The organism is Pantoea sp. ACRSC, from assembly GCF_022346785.1.
Lineage (GTDB): Bacteria > Pseudomonadota > Gammaproteobacteria > Enterobacterales > Enterobacteriaceae > Pantoea > Pantoea alvi.
Window position 1 is genome coordinate 1 of the sequence record NZ_JAKRNN010000007.1, and the last position, 15,220, is coordinate 15,220.

The 15,220-nt window shown below is 50.5% G+C and carries 13 protein-coding genes and 1 riboswitch; of the genes, 7 read left to right on the forward strand and 6 right to left on the reverse strand.

The features are described from left to right. Nucleotides 1–42: 42 nt before the first annotated feature. Nucleotides 43–615: a hypothetical protein gene (locus MHZ97_RS08985; RefSeq protein ID WP_239314433.1), complete on the forward strand. Its 573-nt coding sequence runs from the start codon at nucleotides 43–45 to the stop codon at nucleotides 613–615. A 316-nt stretch (nucleotides 616–931) separates the two neighbouring features. Further along, the gene (locus tag MHZ97_RS08990) at nucleotides 932–1,360 is read left to right on the forward strand and encodes a hypothetical protein (protein ID WP_239314431.1); all 429 of its coding nucleotides are present in this window, start codon (nucleotides 932–934) and stop codon (nucleotides 1,358–1,360) included. 12 nt (nucleotides 1,361–1,372) lie between these two features. On the opposite strand, the gene MHZ97_RS08995 is transcribed toward MHZ97_RS08990, so the two are convergent. Next, nucleotides 1,373–1,930 (reverse strand): recombinase family protein, encoded by a 558-nt coding sequence (locus MHZ97_RS08995; protein WP_239314430.1) that lies wholly within the window; start codon nucleotides 1,928–1,930, stop codon nucleotides 1,373–1,375. A gap of 437 nt (nucleotides 1,931–2,367) precedes the next feature. Further along, nucleotides 2,368–3,660 (reverse strand): tyrosine-type recombinase/integrase, encoded by a 1,293-nt coding sequence (locus tag MHZ97_RS09000; RefSeq protein ID WP_239314429.1) that lies wholly within the window; start codon nucleotides 3,658–3,660, stop codon nucleotides 2,368–2,370. Between the two features lie 82 nt (nucleotides 3,661–3,742). After that, nucleotides 3,743–3,842, reverse strand: a riboswitch (TPP riboswitch). A 133-nt stretch (nucleotides 3,843–3,975) separates the two neighbouring features. On the opposite strand from MHZ97_RS09000, the gene MHZ97_RS09005 reads away from it, so the two are divergent. The 3 genes from MHZ97_RS09005 to MHZ97_RS09015 all read left to right on the forward strand — a co-directional run bounded on the left by MHZ97_RS09005 (nucleotide 3,976) and on the right by MHZ97_RS09015 (nucleotide 6,371). After that, nucleotides 3,976–4,194, forward strand: a complete 219-nt coding sequence (locus MHZ97_RS09005) for a hypothetical protein (RefSeq protein ID WP_146053791.1) — start codon at nucleotides 3,976–3,978, stop codon at nucleotides 4,192–4,194. Next, the gene (locus tag MHZ97_RS09010; RefSeq protein ID WP_239314428.1) at nucleotides 4,194–4,574 is read left to right on the forward strand and encodes a hypothetical protein; all 381 of its coding nucleotides are present in this window, start codon (nucleotides 4,194–4,196) and stop codon (nucleotides 4,572–4,574) included. Before MHZ97_RS09005 ends, MHZ97_RS09010 begins: the two co-directional genes overlap by 1 nt. 612 nt (nucleotides 4,575–5,186) lie before the next feature. After that, nucleotides 5,187–6,371, forward strand: coding sequence for a DNA-binding transcriptional regulator (locus MHZ97_RS09015; RefSeq protein ID WP_239314427.1), 1,185 nt, complete (start codon nucleotides 5,187–5,189; stop codon nucleotides 6,369–6,371). A 108-nt stretch (nucleotides 6,372–6,479) separates the two neighbouring features. Here the strand turns inward: MHZ97_RS09015 and MHZ97_RS09020 are convergent, their stop codons facing one another. The 4 genes from MHZ97_RS09020 to MHZ97_RS09035 form a co-directional block, all read right to left on the reverse strand. Next, nucleotides 6,480–7,187, reverse strand: a complete 708-nt coding sequence (locus MHZ97_RS09020; protein WP_239314426.1) for an oligogalacturonate-specific porin KdgM family protein — start codon at nucleotides 7,185–7,187, stop codon at nucleotides 6,480–6,482. 251 nt (nucleotides 7,188–7,438) lie between these two features. Then, complete coding sequence (locus MHZ97_RS09025) at nucleotides 7,439–9,817, reverse strand: glycoside hydrolase family 3 N-terminal domain-containing protein (RefSeq protein WP_103794087.1); 2,379 nt, start codon at nucleotides 9,815–9,817, stop codon at nucleotides 7,439–7,441. A 36-nt stretch (nucleotides 9,818–9,853) separates the two neighbouring features. Next, nucleotides 9,854–11,389: an MFS transporter gene (locus tag MHZ97_RS09030; RefSeq protein ID WP_308544541.1), complete on the reverse strand. Its 1,536-nt coding sequence runs from the start codon at nucleotides 11,387–11,389 to the stop codon at nucleotides 9,854–9,856. A 41-nt stretch (nucleotides 11,390–11,430) separates the two neighbouring features. Then, nucleotides 11,431–13,269 (reverse strand): alpha-glucuronidase, encoded by a 1,839-nt coding sequence (locus tag MHZ97_RS09035; RefSeq protein WP_239314424.1) that lies wholly within the window; start codon nucleotides 13,267–13,269, stop codon nucleotides 11,431–11,433. A 647-nt stretch (nucleotides 13,270–13,916) separates the two neighbouring features. Between MHZ97_RS09035 and MHZ97_RS22350 the strand changes: the two genes are divergently transcribed. Together MHZ97_RS22350 and MHZ97_RS09040 are read left to right on the forward strand one after the other, a co-directional pair. Then, nucleotides 13,917–14,117, forward strand: a complete 201-nt coding sequence (locus tag MHZ97_RS22350) for a hypothetical protein (RefSeq protein WP_103794436.1) — start codon at nucleotides 13,917–13,919, stop codon at nucleotides 14,115–14,117. Nucleotides 14,118–14,213: 96 nt separating this feature from the next. After that, nucleotides 14,214–15,173, forward strand: a complete 960-nt coding sequence (locus MHZ97_RS09040; RefSeq protein WP_239314423.1) for an AEC family transporter — start codon at nucleotides 14,214–14,216, stop codon at nucleotides 15,171–15,173. Nucleotides 15,174–15,220 lie beyond the last annotated feature (47 nt).

Consider the following 15,220-nt stretch of genomic DNA (forward strand, 5'->3'; position numbering starts at 1 on the left):
TCGTCGGGTATTACAGCTCGCTAAGGCCGCATGGGTATAACGGTGGGTTACCCCCAAACGAATCGGAAAACCGATACTGGAAAAACTCTAACTCGGTGGCCAGTTTTTGTTGACCACTTCAAAGCAGAAGAACGCCGCTGGTTTTGTCCAACACGTATGGAGAAAACACAGGACACTCAAGACTTCAAAGAGTGGTTAAAAGCAGGGGGTATCAACTTTGTTTACGATCACCTGATGTCACTGGATGTCTCCCCATTACCAAACGTGGCACCTAAGACAGCTACTTTCTACGATATGGTAGAGGCAAGCCGTTCAGTGCTGGATGTTGAGTTGGAGAGCTTCCTGGATAAGCACAAGGTATTTCAAATCGCGGCAGTGTCAGACCTCTTTGGGCGTGATAGCCAAATCGCCAGCCATAAACTTACGGAACACAACTACAAACGTTCCAGACCATTCCAGAAGGTAGTCTCTAAACGATACAAGACCACAACGAATACGTGGTTTTGGCACCATAAAGATCTGCCTTTGGACAGAGTGAGAGAGATTATCGACACCGGAGACGACCCTGGAGACGATGCGGAGACGACCCTGGAGACGACCCTCCAAATCTTCTAAATCCAGTGATACCGAGGGATACACCCCTAGAGACGATGGAGACGACCCTCTATTAAACCCTTTTCTATTCTACTGTGATCATTTCTGGCCCCTGCCAGAGATGGGCATTGCACCGAAGCAAATTTTCCACGCGAAAGTGCCGCTATGCTTAACAACATTTCATCTTCAAAAGTTTTTATTCAAATCGGCGTTTCATACCGCAGCTTGACACACTAGTCATACCACCACCTAGTTTCACTTTCACTAATCACAACCCGTGACTAATGCACGGTATACAGCGGATGCATCAGATCACCGCAGACTTACAGGAGGCCATTTGGCAGCTAACAAACGATACAAACAGAACTTGGATACCTTCATTGCAGATCCCGCAAGAAATGAGCGAATCAGCACCATCAGGAGCGATTTAAACAAGGTAGACAACACGAACACACAGGAACAACAAAAAACGCCTGAGAAGGCAAGAGAGAAGCTAATACCGTGCCCACGTAGGATCGATGGAACGCCATTCATCGAGTATGCACCGGGCTACCTCATCCACCAAGATAACTTTGAGGATTACGTGAGCGGAGCGCTACAGCTCCCTACAGAAGAACGCCAGCAAGTGGATGCAGAGCAAATGAGTATTGATTGGGAGGCACTGGTAGCAGGACGAGACGGCTTGCCCTGGACGCTTGAGGGCTGGCATTTTAAGGCAGTGATTGGAACAACTCTCGATGACCCACGACTGGTGCACCACCCATAACGCAATGCGGCGTTATGCCGCTGCCAATTCCTTCTTGATACGGTAGACGGTTGCAACGCCACATCCCGCAGCATCAGCTACAGCCTGATTGGTCAGGCCACCAGCTTGCAACAGCTTCGCTACCTTCGCGTGTAGCTTCTTATCAATCTGCTTACCCACCATACGACCTTCAGCCTTTGCAGCGGCGATACCTTCAGCCTGACGCTGATTGATCAGCCCACGCTCAAACTCTGCAACAGAGGCCATCATAGTAAGCACCAGACGGCTTGCAGGTGTGTTATCGAATACCATCGCATTATCCAGGAAGGTGACACTGACGCCCTTTTCAATCATTACATCCACCAGCGACAGCACATCCTTTGTATTACGTCCGAGACGGTCAACAGACTTCACTACCACCTGATCACCACTACGCAGCTTGTCTAACATACGCTGAAGCTGAGGGCGTTCTACGTTCTTACCAGACAGCTTGTCTAACATCACTTCATCACAGCCAGCCTCAGATAGTGCCGCCATCTGACGCGCTTCATTCTGCTCCTTACTACTTACACGAGCATAACCAAACTTCATTCTATCTCCCCTTTCAATCTATCTTTTAACCTAGGTTATGATAGCTACTATCATATAAGTTTGTCAAGCGCTAAATGATAGATTATTCTGTTTACTTATTAACCAAACCACCTAGACCAATGCCACTATCTTATAGTCCACACAATGATAGATTGCATAATAATCGATGATCACTTGCTTTGATCGCAATGTGATAATGAAAATTATTCTCCTTCACGATATTTGAACGGCTTGAATCTTGTAAATTGGCGGGGGTATTTGTAGCGGCTTAACGCTTTGCGAGTGCGTTCGGAAGGGGGGCGTCAAAATATTTCGGGTAGGTGCCAGGAATAGAAAAATCCCGCCACAAGCTGAGTCAATCTTGACGAGATTTATTGCTATTGACGAATGGATAAATTCACCGTGTGTGAGTCTGTAGTAACTTTAGCCCTTTAAGTTTAGCTCCAATCTAACCCATCAATCACGTAATGAATCGCTGATAATGGGAAGGAGTGCAAATATCGTTTGGTAACTCCGATCCCTGTCATTTGATGCCCTAATGTAGCTTGTAGGTGAGCAACGTTTTTCACCCAGCCAGCCATTGAAGTTGTGGCTACAGCATGACGCATTGAATGAAGTAATCTTCTTTGTTGGTGGTCATCAAGATAGGGGATACCAAGTTGATCTCTGACATCAGAAAACGTCTTACCTATCTTCGTCATGTTGCTTCCTGAGACATCAGGGAAAAGAACATCATCAGATTGCGCTACAAAGTCCAAGAAGCCCCATTCAATCAGGTGCAAGTGTATTACAACTCTACGGGTAGCATTGTCTGTCTTGCCCTGCCCATTTTCAGCAATAAGAAGGTAGTGACGTTTGCTATCTTCGTCATACTTGATTTGCTGCTTACGTAATGTGGCTATTTCTGCCCTTCTGCACCCCGTGTAAGCTAGCAGCAGCATGATCCATTTTTCCCAGCCCTCCGGCTGAACAATTGCCCAATGAACAAACTTCCTCATCTCAGATGCAGAGTAAGCGCCATAACGTGCTTTAGAGGCTGAGGCGGAGAGACCGTCTGTAGGACTCTTTTCAAGTATTCCCTTGTCATCGGTTAGGAAGGTTTTGAACAGGCTTTTGTAGATCTTCAGATGCTTGTGCATCGCCTCATCACCTACAAGATCAGCCGCTGGAACTTCTTCAAGAGCGATCAATTGCTCCAGTGTCATTGAGCGGTATGGCTGCACTACTCGCTTGGGCAGATTTTCAACCACTTCCATTACTTGCTTGATGTCGTGTTTATTAACTGTAATCACATCCTTCTCCCTACCAAGCACCACAAACAAAACTTCCATAAAGCGCTCATTGGCCTGTGCTATTCCACGACTCCACTTTGTGCCTTTAGCTGCCTTATACATTTCCCAGGCTTCAACTAGTGACAAACCAGATTTAACCTCTTTAGGCTTTACAAATTTCTCAGATTTTGATTTACCACCAGCAAATGAAAGAACACTTTTCAAATCACCTGCTATTGAGGATTTGATTGCATCAATGCGTTTAGTGAAATCTGTCAGTGCAAGAGTTTGATCTTGGACAAATGGAACCAGGGGAATCAGCGAAGCCATTATTGCGCTGGCAACACGAAAGCTGTCAGTGTCGAGGCTACGTTTGAATGATTTACCGTCAGGAAAACGGAATTGAATGTAATACGTATTTAAACGCCGGAATGTATAACGAAGAGATTTATACCCCACAATGTCACCCTCAATTGACCTCAGTAAAAGTTCGAGAGCAATGAGAGATAAGTAACCCGTTGTTTTTAATAAAAACGGGTTACATTTACGTCTTTGACGGTGGCCCTACGCTGGCATTATCCAGATCAGGTGGTACGGGTATTTCTCAGCCTTCACAAAGAAGGGCACCCCGAGTCATAAGTACAAAATAAGTTACTCCCCGGCAGATTAGGGGAAGTGGCTTGCGGATACAAGCTCGCCGCGTGGGGTATTGCGTTTTGCATAACTGGTCTTAAAATGAACATCGCACAATACCCATAGTCAATGGAGGGACTTATGGCAAAAGGCGTTGTACTTTGCAAAGGAGATAAAACAACCTGCGGAGGAAAGATAATCGCGGGGACTGCCCTGGGTATTGCGTTCGGTAAGCCACAGGCCAGAGAAGGTGATCCTGGTGTAGTACCTGGTTCAGGAGGGGGCTACTTAGGCGGAGAATACTTATCACGTAAAGGAGAGGTCCTGGGTGAGTCAATATATGAGGTCATAGGTAAATAATGAAACTTATACCTGCTGTATGCACCTTTTTGTGTATCCTGTTTGGATTAATGTCGATTGGTTATTCTGTGTTAAAAAACAAACAGCATAATAAACTATGTGAAGCTTTTAAGAAAAAGTTTGGCTATTTACCCGCAGGTATAATCCTCGCTCAGGCGGGAGGGGTATTTTTATCAATGCAAAAAGATTTTTATTTTATATTCCCTCTCATTGTTAAAAAAGGAAGTTTCGCAGTCAGAAACATGAACCCTGATCATTATGATTTCATTAAATATCAGCCCAAAGAAATGACTTCATGGTTAAAAGTTAAATTCACACTATTCCTGCTAGCTGCCATATTCTTTTTCGCAACCATCGTAACCTCCTATTTATTTGAATGAACACAACAAGGATTCATGCGTAATTTTTTGATTAGATCTCATTGCAGTGATTTATTGTCAGCTTACAGAAGCTATCCCATAACAAGCTGAGGGTAAGGAAAAAATATGCAGGCAGCATTGAACAGCCCCTTCGCGTTACTTTTGACCTGGGATCTGATTTAGATGCACAATATTTTTCACCTGTCCTGAACTTGTCGAAGAGAGAGACTAAGCCTGCCGTTCCCTTCTCATGGATTATGCTGGTTAAAGACAGTCTCGACAGCGGCCTCTGATAAGCGCGTTAAGAATTTTCCACTGCAGCGCCTCGCCGCCACCAGGCGTCGCGGATGCACAGAGCAGATGCTATTTCCCGACCCTGTATCGGAAACGAAAGTTAAATGGCTGGAAACGAGCGGTACACTATGACACTCATTATTTATTCTGAAAAAATCGACAGGGGCAAAAAACGCTTTACCATAAGCCAGTATCGTACGCCCATCAATTATAAACGTTCACTGCTCCACCGATAATAAAAGAACTGCTCTACACCGCCTTTCAGCTATTCAATTGCTCATTAATGTAAAGCAATTGTATGCAATTAGCTTTCAACGCCAGCTTAGCAGGGATATTAACATGCGTGAAAAAACTTTCCGTATTGCGCTGCTGTTTAATGCCAATAAAGCGTATGACCGGCAGATTATCGAGGGCATTGGTGAATATCTTCACTCATCACATACGCTGTGGGATGTTTTTATTGAGGATGACTTCCGCAGTAACATTGTTAAAATCGGCAACTGGGATGTGGATGGTATTATCTCTGACTGTGATGATGTTGCCGTCGAGCAAGAGCTGACAAAGCTGAGCCTTCCGGTGGTTGGCATCGGCGGCTCCTATTTCTCAAAAAATGATTTCCCCCCGCTGCACTATGTCGCCACCGATAATGAGGGGCTGGTCAGGGTGGCACTGGATCACCTGATGAATAAAGGCATCCATCACTTTGCCCTCTACAGCTTTCCAGCCTGCCGCAACAAGCGCTGGGCAAAAGAGCGTGAACAGGCATTTACGCGCTGTTTACAGCAAAAAAACCGTCAGGGACTTATTTATCGCGGCCACGACATTAATATCGATAACTGGCAGCAAGCGCAGCATCACCTGATTAACTGGGTTGCCTCCCTGCCCGAGGGCACCGGCATTGTCGCCGTCACCGATTCCCGGGCGCGGCATCTGTTACAGGTATGCGAAAATCTGCATATTCCGGTGCCGGAAAAAATCGCCATTATCGGCATTGATAATGAAGAGCTGACTCAGTATTTATCGCGTATCTCGCTCTCCACCGTTGTGCACGGCTCTAAAAAAATGGGATACCGCGCCGCTGAGCTTTTGCATCGCTTACTGAAGCAGAGAGTAATACCGCTACAGCGCATTGTTGTTCCGCCTCATAAGCTGATCGAACGTCGCTCCAGCGACTATCGCTCGATTATGGATCCCTATGTTATCCAGGCTATGCACTATATCCGTAACAACGCCTGCAGAGGCATCAAGGTTGAGCAGGTCATCAGTTTTGTCGGGCTTTCCAGAACCAACCTTGAGATGCGCTTTAAGGAGCATGTCGGGTTAACGATCCACGCCATCATCCATAACGAAAAAATCAATAATGCCCGCAACTTACTGATCAACACCTCACTGTCGCTGAAAGATATTTCACGTATCGCGGGCTACCCCTCGCTGCAGTACTTCTATCTGGTGTTTAAAAAAACCTACAAGGTTACGCCGAAAGAGTACCGCACTAACTATCATATGCATCACGCTGATGAATAATCGCTTGTTTGTTTTGCGTTTAGACGCTGCTTTTAACCGCGCTAAAAAAGCAAAACCCCAGGGATACGAAGTAATATTAGCGATTGTCAGCCCAGGTGAAGCACAGGATTAAAAGGTATATTTAATACCCACACGCGAACGGTACTCTTTTTTGCCGTTATTAGCCCGCCCTAAATCAGAGACATCCACATAAGGCGTCCAGTGCTGGTCATATTTATAGTTGACGTACAGGGTATGCTGCCACATGGTTTTCTTGTTATTGCCAAAGTGGAAGTCATTCTGCTTTTTCAGGAAGACCGGGTTGTAGTTAGCAAAGACCCGGTCATTTATCTGCCAGTTAAGCCATAAATTATATTCGTGTGCGTTGTTTCTCTGCTGCTCATTGTTAAGCGCGACCGATTTAAAGTTATTATGGTAATAACGATACCCGACCATAACGCCAAAAGCGCGCAAAAACTGATAGTTGGCCTTCAGGTAGGGATCGATATGGCTGCCGCTTTTCCCCCAGTTAAATATCACATCGGGTATCACCGCAAATTTATCGGTGATCGGGATAAACCAGGAGGCCTCTACTTCTGAATAGTTATTTTTGAACTCATTCATACGCGAGCCATGGTTAACCGTGTTGTGATAGGCCAGCCAGATCCTGTCATTAATAACGGTTGAAATTTGCAGCTTGGTCTGAAATAACTCACTACCGGTAAGATAAGTTTCCCGGAAGTCGAGTTCAGGAGACGAAAACGTCAGTGCAGACGCAGAGGTTGTGGTAATTAAAGCTGAGACAAGAGTCATCAGTGAAGCTGTTTTTATACGCATCATCATTTCCTTTTATTGTGAGCATCTCCCTGGGTAGAGTGATAATAACGTGAACAGTCGCGCAGGTGATTCATGTTTTTTAACTTCACAATTATCAAATATATCAACTGTGATTGTGCGCATAATTAAAACTGCGCAAATAAATTAACAAGGTGTGCAATATAATAATAAACCGCTCAGCGAGCGGTTTATATGTAGCCTGGCCGACTTTATTTTCCTGCCTTCATTCAGTTAATTGCTGACTTAACGTCTTATTCTTTGTTCACCTCGGCATAACTCTGCATGCGCCAGTTTTCATCGAGAATGCGTACCTCTCCCACCAGAACGATTTGCTGCTGCAGCAAAATATTCTGTGAGGAATTACCAATCATTAACTGAAACGCGCCCGGCTCCACCCGTCGTTTGCCCTGATTGTCAGTGAAATTAAACATATCGACCGGCAGCGTAAAACGCACCTCTGCCGCTTCTCCGGCCCGTAGCCGCAGTTGTTGAAACGCTTTTAGCTCTTTCACCGGCCGTACCAGCGAGGCCTGGAGATCCTGTAAATAGACCTGAACCACTTCCGTCGCATCACGGTTGCCACGGTTGGTGACCCTGAGGGAGAAGGTCACCTCATCGTGCATGGCGAAGGTGGTTTTCGGCAGCATGAGCGCAGAAAAAGCAAAAGTGGAGTAAGTCAGCCCATAGCCAAAGGCGTAGCGTGGAGGAAAATGGAAGGCTACCGGCGTTCCGCTGCTCTTTACTTTATGGTTGTAGAAACAGGGCATGGCGCCGACATTTTGCGGAACCGAGAGCACCAGCTTCCCGCCGGGACTCTGGTTGCCCGTTAAAATATCAGCAATGGCGTAGCCTCCCTCCTGCCCCGGCTGCCACGCCAGCAGATATCCGGCCAGCCTCTTCTCCAGCCCCTGTAAGCTATAGGGACGACCGCTGGTCATCACCACAATGGTTGGCACCCCGGTCTCAACGATCGCCGTCAGTAGCTGTTGCTGTACCCCTGGCAGGTTCAGACTGTCGGTATCGGATCCCTCACCCACCGTGCCGCTTTGAAACAGCCCCGACAGGTCGCCGACAAAGCAGAGCGCATACTGCGCCGCACGCGCTGCCTCCACCGCGCTGGCAATCAGGGATTCATCCTGCGACACCGGCGATGAGGTTGACGCTTTGCCTACGTCGCCGGGGAAGACCGGCGTCCCGGCGGCGCGCTGCGTCAAAATATGGCACCCCTTTTGATAGAGGATCCGGCAGTCGGGCAGCGCCTCGCGCAGCGCCGCCAGCGGTGTCACCACCTGAGCGGTCTTCACCTGCGCATCGCTTAAAATCAGATGGACCGGGAAGCTATAGCCGGAGAGCAGCGCCAGCGGATCGTCCGCCGTTGGGCCGATTACCGCAATCGACCTGAGATGCTGCCGCTGCAGCGGAAGCGTGCCGTCATTCTCCAGTAGGGTGATGGATTCAACCGCTACCTGACGGGCGAGACGCCGCGCCTGCGGCGATTGAAAGTCAGGCTGCGGGCTGGCAATCAGCGGGCGATCGAACAGGCCGGTTCGGAACTTCTCAGTGAGGATCCTGCCGACAATGCTATCAACGGTCGCCTCGTCGATCAGGCCGCGCGCCAGTGCCTCCTTCAGCGACGCCGCGCAGTCATCTTTGGGCAACTCAATATCCAGCCCGGCGTTAAAGGCGCTGGCCGCTGATTCGGCCCGGTCAGCCGTCACCCCGTGGTGCTGATGCAGCAGGCTGATGCCGCCATAATCCGCCACTATCAGGCCGTCAAATCCCCAGCGCTGACGTAGTACCTCGTTGAGCAGGAAGGCATCATTATGACAGGGCTGATTATCAATATCGTGATAGGCGGGCATCACCGACCCGGCATCTGCCAGCTTTACCGCCATCTCAAAGGGCAGCAGAAAAATATCGTTCAGCTCTTTAAAGCCGAGATGGACCGGCGCGTGATTGCGCGCGCCCTCGCTAAAGGAGTGCGCCACATAGTGCTTAAGGGTGGCCAGCAGATCGCGTTTTTCCCCCTGCAGTCCCTGCACATAGGCGACCGCCATCATGCCGACCAGATAGGGATCTTCCCCGAAGGTCTCTTCGGTGCGCCCCCAGCGAATATCGCGCGATACATCCAGTACCGGCGCCAGTCCCTGGCGGCAGCCGATGCTGCGCGCCTCCCTGCCGATACAGGCGGCCATCGACTTGATCAAGTCGGGATTCCAGGTGGCGGCCATATTCAGCGAGGCGGGGAACAGCGTCGCGCCCAGGCACATCAGCCCTGTCAGGCACTCCTCGTGGAACATCGCCGGAATACCAAAGCGCCCAGCGGTGATAATGCGCCGCTGCAGCGCATTGAAACAGGCGATCCCCGCGGCGGCATCGATAATGCCGCTGCCGAAAGGCCGCGTAATTTGCCCTACCCCCAGCGCGATCTTCTCCTCAAAGGAGGCCTTCGCCATGCGGTGGCTAAAGGCATCGCTCGCATCCTGACGCTCACTCACCTCGCCATTTTCGGCAACAACCAGCCACCAGCTGTGCATCTGCGCCAGCTTCTCTTCCAGCGTCATCTGGCTGAGCAGGCTCTGCACACGTGCCGCCACCGGCAGTGATGGGTTCTGATAATTAGCATCCATTAATCACCTCTGTCTGACAGAAAATAAGCTCTCCGCTTATTCAGTTTTCGCTTGCTGACAACAAGGCGGATCGGCGGGTTTATCATCCTGCCAGACCTTCTCATAGCTGACCCCTGTCAGGCTCTCAATGATGGTTCGCGTTTCCGGGGTGACGCTGGATTTATCACCCTTGCTCTCTTTCAGCCGGGCAATCTCATTCAGCAAAACCTGATGCGTATGCCTGTCCAGCCTGAAGCGCGAGGCCACAATCAGGGCGAGCAGCAGGAGCCCGATTGAGCCGAAGCAGACAATCGCGGTAATGGCATCAACCGCCGATTCAGGCTGGATTTTGGCGCCGGTAACAAATCCGTTCATTTCAAGCAGGATGCCCACCACCAGCGCCGTTCCCCCCAGGGTGCTTTTTCTGACAAAGGTCATCATCCCGGCGAAAGTCCCTTCACGCCGCTGTCTGGTCATGATTTCATCAACGTCGGGAATAAAGGGATAGATATTCCATGACAGGTAGACATAGCCGCCTTTAAAGAGCTGATAGATAAAGGCGACAGCATATAAGGCCGGCACCATCCAGACGGGCTGGTAGAAATAGAAGGCGGTAAAGGCCAGCATACAGAGCATAACGATCAGATAGCAGAGCTGCAGCAGCCTGGCAGGTTTAAAGCGGATAAAGCCCCAGGCAAAGGTTGCGGTTCCCCAGCCAAAACAGAAAATTCCCACCGACATCAGATTAGCGGCCAGGGTGGCGCTCTGATGAAGCGCAAAGATGATGTAGAAGGCAAAGACGGAGCTCAGTAAATCCATCGCCGTGAACGACAGGATATACATCAGCAGATGCTGTCTGAAGGCTTTTACTTTCAGGCTGGTAAACATCCCCCTGACAATGTCAGTGAGGATGGTTCGGCAGGATTTGCGCGGCGTTGCGGTCGGGAGTGGCGGCTCCGCCTCGCGTTCCCAGGTGGTGAACCAGGTAATCATCACCATGATCATCGACAGCAGGGTGAATAACGCCCCGTTAATAAAAAAGACCCAGGTTGAGTCATGTCCCAGCCAGTTAAATAACTGTCCGGGAATAAAGGTCGCTAGCGATGTGCCCACGCCCGAGGCGATAATTCTGGCCGCCGACAGTCGGGTTCGTTCCTTATAATCGCTGGTCATTTCAGAGGCAATGGCTTCATAGGGAATAATAATCATAGCCGCCACCACTTCCATCATCAGGTAAGTCGCCAGATAATAGAAGTAGTTCATATTATTCACCCACATCAGGGCATAAACCAGCAGCAGCGGACAGCTCATCAGCAGAAACGATCGCCGACGACCAAATCGCCTGCCGATGCGCGTATTACCGATATTATCAGTGATATATCCCACCAGCGGGCTGATAAAGGTATCCAGTATCCTTGCAATAAAAAGTATCGACCCTGCTTCAATTGGGCTTAATCCACAGTAGGTCACGTAGAAATACATTAACCATGCACCAATGACTGCAAAGGCACCGCCACCAAATATATCCGTGACGCCATATCCTATGTAATTCTTTACTGTTAAAGTACGAGGCTCTTTCATTGTAGGCTCCATGCGGTAAGCGCGGGAACAGTCTCCCGTTACTGTCAGTTTTTTTATTTATAGATTTCCCTGCCTTGATTATCTTCAATGCCTGACTTGCGGTAAAAATAGGTATTAATCCGGTCGCGCCACTCAACGGCATTATTTCGCTGTCTCGCCAGACGTTCGGCAACGTTGTTATATATTTCAGCGGGGAGCAGACTGGCCAGCGTTTCCCAGCGCCGAATATAATCCTCTACCGCTTCGACGCCGGCAAAATGGGTATCATAAATATGCTGAATAACGGTTTTGCCGCTCTTTAGCGGCTGGTCATAGCGCAGGAAGTGGAAGAAAAGAATTAATTCATCAGGGCAGCGCTGGGGATCGTCGTAACAGCGGCCGTTTGCGCTGGCATACTGCGCGACAAAGCCGGTGCCGGTTGCTGAGGTGCGATCGACTCCCAGCCCGTTGCGATCGGCATAGTGGTAGGTTCCCCAGAGATCGTACTCATAGCCATCGACATTCGGGCCGTAGTGGTGATGGGGATTGACCATCCAGCCCACGCCCAGCGGCGCACTGTAGTTCTCATAGGTCTCGCCGCTGGTGAGCAGCAGATAGCTGACGGTGTCGGTCACCTGCGGGTGCATACCAAAGCTAAGCTGGCTCCACTCGCGCGCCAGTTCTTCCGCCTCTCTTGTCGGGTTCCAGAGCAGCGCGCCGTAGCCGTAAAGATTGGCCTGGGCCAGCACATGGCCCGTCCAGCACCTGTCGTCGCCAACGTTAACCACGGCGGTGACGCCGGCAAAAGGCGTGTCGTGCATACGGCCACACACCAGATCCTCAATGGTTGAGGGGCCAGCGGTGAGATGGGTATCAAACGCCAGGATGGTTTTCCACTGCGGCACCAGCCAGAAGAGATCGATCTGCTGGCCGGTATACTCCTGGGTAATTTGCAGCTCCAGCACCTGACTGGTGCGCGGCATGGCCCCCAGCAGCGGAGAAACCGGCTCCCGCACCTGAAAATCCATCGGGCCATTTTTGATTTGCAGAATAACGTTATCGCGGAACTGGCCGTCAAGCGGCGCAAAATGGTCCCAGGCTGCACGGGCGCGGTCGGTTTTGCGGTCGCGCCAGTTTTGCCGACAGTTGTAGACAAAGCAGCGCCAGAAAACCACGCCGCCGTGGGGAGCCAGCGCCTCACCTAACATATTGGCCCCCTCGGCGTGGCTACGGCCGTAGCTAAAGGGGCCGGGACGGTGCTCCGAGTCCGCCTTAACCACCACGCCCCCTAAGTCTGGAATATCCTGATAGAGCGCATCGAAGCAGTCGCGCCACCACCTTTTCACCTGCCGATCCAGCGGATCGGCTGTTTTTAGCCCGCCCAGCTCTATGGGACTGGCATAGTTCACCGACAGATAGACGCGGATACCCCATGCGCGAAACAGATTACAGAGATGAATTAAATCTTGCCTGAATGCCTGGGTAATTAATCGCGTCTCAATCTGATGAACGTTAACATTATTTATCGTCAGTGCATTGATGCCGATACTCGCCAGCAGGCGGGCATAGCGAATAATTTTTTCATCATGCTGAATAAATTTATTGTCGGCAAAAAAGAACGAATGGCCAGCGTAGCCGCGTTCAATGGTGCCATCCATATTATCCCAGTGATTAATCATCCTGATATTTATGGCGGGCGATTCACTGATGCGTAGCCCCGGAGAAAAATCCCGCAGGCGTAGCCGCTTAAGCAGATAAAACCAGCCATACAGCAGCCCACTGTCATCGCCGGCGGCAATAATAATTTGCTGTTCGTTATAGTGCAGCTCAAAGCTGCCAGGGATGGTTTCTTTATCGTGCAGACGGAATATCAGCGCCAGCCCGTCAGGATGAAAAGCGCTAAAGCCGCACATTACTTCGTTTTTAAAATTTAACAGCAGCGCGGATTCAACGCAGGGAAAAGTAATGCTGTTAACCGCTAATCCCCTCTCTGAAAATAATTCGCCAGCCTGCGCCTCATTTACTAACCAGCATAAAGAATCCTGTGCTTTTTCCATTGTCATTTGATTATTCCTCTGGCTTTTCCTTGCTGTGTTATGCGGCATTCACAGACGGCGCAGCAATTACTTTTTTTTAAAGGGGGTTTCTGTTTCTTAACAACTGTGAATCAGATCACTGGCGAGAATGAACAATTATTCCGTCAGGAGCGAAATAAATGATAAATAAGGCAGCGCGCGCCGACACAGGCCGCTGCGCCTCTGCTTACTCTCTGCCTGCGCAAAAGAGACAGTCGCTAACAGGCTGTAAAAGAAATGCAGCTGACCGGCTGTTTCGTATGATCCCGATCAACGCCTGTGCGGGTAAAAACGGGCCTAATGCTGTGGGTCATCCGGGTACCTCTTAATAGGTAGGCGTTATTTGCTGCCACAACCTCTCACTGTTACCGAAAAAAAAGATGAACACGCAACCAGCTTTACTCTGCTCGCACCACCCGACAGATAACCGGTCTCTAAACAGGTTAACGCCTTCACGACGCTCATCGTCCTCCCTGGCAGGATACATAAGGCGACTGCTGGCGCTTATTCCCCACGGCCACCGCTGGCAGGAGATCGCTATTGAACGTCAGTGGGCGGTTGCACCCAACGGCAGATATTATTTCTCGACCTACGTTTCAGCACGCTGCAAGGGGTGCGGTGAGGCGATTCATCGCGTCTACTACCGCGATATCAGCGATCAACAGGCGCGTCGCTGGCTGGGATAACAGCGCTGACCCGGCTGGCTGAGGTTTGAACAGGGTTAACATATAGTTATCATTTTGTTAGCATGATAATTATCCTCTCTCGATCAGACACGCGCTATGCCACCGCTGCTGGAAAGCTTAAGCCATCAAATTTATCTGTCAGGTCCACTCTTTATTCTGATCCTGCTGGGGTATTGCCTGACGCGGCTGGGAAAATGGCCCGCCAGCATCAGCGAAGGCATGAACCGCTTTGTCTTCAACGTCGCCCTGCCCTGTATGCTGTTTCGCGTTATGAGCGACTTCTATAAAAGCCCGCCGGTAGATGTGCGGCTGCTGCTGGCTTTTTTTGGCAGCTGTCTGCTGATCTTTATTCTCGGCCGCCTGCTGGCGGCGCGCCTGTTTAAGCTCGACGGCGTGGCGGGAACGGTTTTTGCGCTCGGCGGCATCTTCTCTAACAACGTGATGCTGGGTATTCCGGTGGCGACGGTGCTGCTTGGCCCGCAGGCGCTGCCGTCAGTGGCGCTGGTGCTGGTGTTCAACAGCCTGATCCTCTGGACGCTGCTGACGCTCTCGGTAGAGTGGGCAAAGCAGGGTAGCTTCTCGCTGAAAGGCATCGGTCATACCTTGCTCAGCGTGGCGAAGAATCCGCTGATTATCGGCATTCTCAGCGGCACCGCCTGGAGTTTTCTGCAGCAGCCGCTGCCGTCGATCGCGGCGGAGCCGCTGCGTATGCTGGCCTCAATAGCCGCGCCGCTCTCGCTGGTTACGCTCGGCATGAGCCTGGCGCACTATCGCGTGCGCGACGGGCTGCGCGAAAGCTACACCATCTGTTTGCTTAAGCTGGTTTTGCAGCCGATGACGGTCTGGGCAATCGCCTGGCTGGTTAAGCTGCCGCCGCTGGAGAGCCGCGTGGTGGTGCTGCTGGGATCGATGGCGGTCGGCATTAACGTCTACCTGATGTCGCAAAAGTTCAACGTGCTGACCGGCCCGGCGGCGGCCAGTATGCTCTTCTCTACGCTGTTTGCGGCGGTAACCACGCCGCTGTGGATGATGCTGATGTCGCTGGCGGGCTATTAAAAAAAAAGGCCCCGAGACAGCAGTCCCGGGGCCGTTGCGTGGCTATC